Raw genomic sequence first — 665 nt, 5'->3', positions numbered from 1 at the left:
TGAGGTACACAGACACGGGGCCGGATTACAGTGTTTTATGCCGCCACACTGTGCACTGGGCAACCGTATGTTGATATTTCCGGGCTGTTTCCCTGATCACAAACGGGAGATCGACGGGGGGGCGTACCTCCTCAAAATGTTTGCTCAACGCTCTTTGCAGTCCGGTATAGGTGTCCAGGGCTTCACCATTTTCACGGATGCCACCGAGCCAGTTCTGGCGGGGCGTATACTCTTCCAGCCAGGTATAGGGCGAAGTGATCACGAGGATGCCGCCGGGGCGTATGCGCTCATGAATCATGTCCAGAAATTGCGCAGGGTTATTCAGGCGATCAATCAGGTTACCGGCAAAAACAAGATCATAGTCGTTAAACATGGGTTTCAGGTTGCAGGCATCCCCCTGGGTAAAGCGGATACGGCTGGTATCGACATCATCCAGACCCATCTCCGTGGTATCGGCAATAAAGTAATCACCCAGTTCGCCTTCTGTGGTCAGGTGGTAGCGTATTTTTCCCCGCTCCTGCAACTCGGCCGCCGCAGAAATGAATCGGGCAGAGAAGTCGATGCCGTCCACATGTTGAAACCAGCGGGCCAGTTCAAAGCTGGTGCGCCCTACTGAACAGCCCAGGTCCAGTGCCCGTGTTCGGGGTGTATCGCCACTGACTTCA

The 665-nt window shown here is 54.7% G+C and carries 1 protein-coding gene; it reads right to left on the bottom strand.

Annotated features, from left to right (window positions below; translation table 11 throughout):
- Window positions 1–25: 25 nt before the first annotated feature.
- A partial coding sequence (locus J7438_RS26745) for a putative 4-mercaptohistidine N1-methyltransferase (protein ID WP_209279055.1) occupies window positions 26–665 on the bottom strand: 640 nt, incomplete at its 5' end.

This window comes from Thalassotalea sp. G20_0 (assembly GCF_017744175.1).
Taxonomy (GTDB): domain Bacteria; phylum Pseudomonadota; class Gammaproteobacteria; order Pseudomonadales; family Endozoicomonadaceae; genus Endozoicomonas.
The sequence above is the reverse complement of the archived record's forward strand: the minus strand, read 5'-3'. Positions and strand labels throughout refer to the sequence as shown.